3 protein-coding genes are annotated in these 3087 nt (G+C 33.4%); all 3 read right to left on the minus strand.

What is annotated here, in order from left to right:
• Positions 1 to 59: 59 nt before the first annotated feature.
• Positions 60 to 1694 (minus strand): hypothetical protein, encoded by a 1635-nt coding sequence (locus tag I6E24_RS15800; protein WP_235329619.1) that lies wholly within the window; start codon positions 1692 to 1694, stop codon positions 60 to 62.
• The gene (locus tag I6E24_RS15805) at positions 1694 to 2224 is read right to left on the minus strand and encodes a hypothetical protein (protein ID WP_235329620.1); all 531 of its coding nucleotides are present in this window, start codon (positions 2222 to 2224) and stop codon (positions 1694 to 1696) included. Before I6E24_RS15805 ends, I6E24_RS15800 begins: the two co-directional genes overlap by 1 nt.
• Positions 2225 to 2227: 3 nt before the next feature.
• Positions 2228 to 3087, minus strand: an 860-nt coding sequence (locus I6E24_RS15810; RefSeq protein ID WP_235329621.1) for a hypothetical protein, incomplete at its 5' end; no start/stop codon positions are given.

A 3087-nucleotide genomic window follows, 5' to 3' on the forward strand; every position in this document is an offset into this window, starting at 1 on the left:
TTATAATATAACGATTCTAAAACTATAACTAAAACTTTTTCTCAATTCAATATTAATTCTCAAATATCAAAGAAATTAGAGTCATTTATCTCTTCTTTCAAAGATTCACTGAAAACTTGAAATGACACATTAATACATTTTTCTATATGTCCATTAACAGGAATACTGCTATCAGATAGAGATATGTTGCAATAACTCATAGATTCTTCTCCATAAGCACGCAAAAATTCCATTTTGCAGTATTGCAAAAGGTCTATTTTAGTAAATATTCTGTCATTGCTATTTACTATATGCTTAGCAAATTCCTTACGTACTGCAAAATCTTTTATTTTATTTCTTCCTCCATTGGCATCTATCAAAGTCTCAACTTGGCCGACTGCAGCATTGTTAGATGATAATTTTGCTCCCCTTCGTAATAAATTGCCACGCTCTCCATTTGTTGTAAAATAGGTGAGTACTATTGGCTGTTGATTGTTTCTTGGATTGCGTATAGCATATGTTCCTCCATAAGGTCTTGCATTACTTGTGCGATATTCCTCCAAAGAATCATACACTTGCATCATGGATTGGCGCAATGCTCTTAATGTAGCTCCGTCATGCAATGAGTTACTATCTACAAAGGCAAAATAGTCGTTAACATAATGACGATATAAGTTGGTAATGTCTTCACGTATACGTTCATTATCGTATTGTGAAACATCAAAATCTCTAATAAAATATTCATGCACTAGTTCCGGATCTTGAACCTCACCAAGGAAGAATGTACCTGTCTTCTCGTTTTCAAGTCGTTGAATAGGTTCACTATAACTTAGTTTTACATTCTGAATATCATAATTTACTAATGGTATACTATTTAACAATATCGCTGTGTCCATAGGAAGTAATATCTCACTATCGGATTTTATCCGTATCCACAGATAACGATTACCGATAAAGGACTTCAAAATATCGGAAGAGTATGAATCCATTATCCAAGTTGGAATTTCTCCTCTACGAAGTGTACGTTTATTGGAACTGCCGCCAAAACGATACAGCCATAAACCATTATAAACTAAACTTTTCTTCCAATATTCCATCAACATAAAATTTGAATTTAATGTTCGTGGAGTATCTTCCATAACCAAGGATATAGGTATTTGAATATCTCCTACTTCAGCTAATAAATGTTCAGAGGGTAGAGGATGAGAGAAAGCAATTATAGTATCTTCTAAAGAATTAACTTCACCTTGAGCATCGAACGCTAACCATACTTCATCTCTATGATTTGATTCTGGCCATGTAGAATGGATAGGAGCAGAATTTGGCTGCAGCAATGAGTTGTTCATGAAGCATGCCACAATTTTTCCAGGCACAATACGGGATTTGAAAATTGGACGATAGTTACATTTGTTTGCTTTACAAGTAAAGACATCATTCTCGTCAATAAAGTAAGGAACATATTCACCTCCATTTCCTATATGAACGACAGTAATTGCCGGTTGTGATTGAAGGTTACTTCTTTCTAGAACTTCATTACAAAATTTTCTGGCCAGTCTTGATTCTGTCTGACTGATTTTATTTTCCAACTCACATGATTGATATGCCATTGCAACAAGCATCATTTTTGCAACAGGATCAGTTAATGAAATCCGATGTTCCTCCTGTTCTAACGCTTGTTGCATTTCAGCTACTTTCTTTCGTACTTTATTGTCCATTATTTATTATTTAAAAACGGATCCATAAAAAATTCAACTTCACGCCTATATTCACCTTCATGAATACCGACATATTCGTTGTAGGATAATCTACCTTTAACCCGTACTCTTACAACATATTTGCTGTTTTCTCCTCGTTTAGAGTATTTATTTTTTTCCATGCTTAACTGAACTTCAACATCCAATTGTTTCAAGTATGGGATGTAATATGATATACTATCCTTTACACTCTTTTCGCATTGTCTGATACCAGCTTTTGACATCTGAACTTTTTCTTCGCGCTTATTTTGCCTTCTTACAATTTTGAAATCCGCCCCATGATTAAAATCCACTAAATTCATGGCAATAAATTCATTGTCCCAGAAGCTGAAACCAAATTCTTCGTCTGCCTTAAAACGTCGGATACTAGTAAAAATAACTGTATCTACCCAATTGTCTATGACGGAATTGACCTCAGCTAAAGGACGATCTATCTGAAGATTCAGTTCTTCGTCATTTGTAAAAGTAATAGGCGAGTTACTAAAACGCATATATTAATGATGTTTTTTACGAATACTATCGGTAGAAACTATTCTTCTTTGAGTTCTTGATTGAGTTGTTTCAGGGATAGTAGCTTCTACAACTTTCTTTTCAAAGAATTGAGACAAGCCTATTAACATACGAGTTAAATCTATTCCCTCATTAACTAAATGTGCAATTATATATGGAGTATAATGCGACTCAATAAAAGCCAAGCACCTGCCACTTTGTGGAACATCTATTTTTTCAATTTCACATAAGGATATTATAATCTGAATTCCTTCTTGCATTAGAGTTATAAAATGTTTTGGAGTCATGGAGTCAGCTTCTTTACGTACTTCCAATGAGATTCTATGCAAAACTGGTATAGCTGAAATAATAGTATGATATTCCTCTGTATAAGTTATTTCTTTAAAAGCTTTTATTACTTTTTCTAATTCAACAGTATAATTGGTTGCTGAACGTAAAAGCCATCCGTTAGCTCGTAATGATATAGCCGGTGCTATAAATGAAGTATCCATTTCCCAACCATTATTATATGTTAATCTTGCGAAAGGTATGGCATCAGGATTATTGTAGTGTTCACTTTCAGATTTTATCAGTATCTGGTAGTTAGCATCGCAAAAAGGCACTACAGCATTTAATGGAGAAATTCTCACTGTTTGGTCAGACGTTATATCTATATATAGTATTAATGGCTCTGTAGTTTTAGGAATATTTATATTTTGAAATATATCTCTTTCCGAACGATTGAATGAAAGTTGAATCAGTTTCCCTGAAAAACAAATTCCAGTAATTTGTAATTCTATAATAGACAAATTATAATCATTTATTTCATAACGGAAAGCAGGAACGTCCATTAAACCATAATTTC

Source organism: Bacteroides caecigallinarum, from assembly GCF_021530995.1.
Lineage (GTDB): Bacteria > Bacteroidota > Bacteroidia > Bacteroidales > Bacteroidaceae > Phocaeicola > Phocaeicola faecigallinarum.

Bases quoted from the DNA above. Each gene is read 5' to 3' on its own strand.
- I6E24_RS15800 (WP_235329619.1), bottom strand. From the start codon at position 1,694: ATGGACAATAAAGTACGAAAGAAAGTAGCTGAAATGCAACAAGCGTTA.
- I6E24_RS15805 (WP_235329620.1), bottom strand. From the start codon at position 2,224: ATGCGTTTTAGTAACTCGCCTATTACTTTTACAAATGACGAAGAACTG.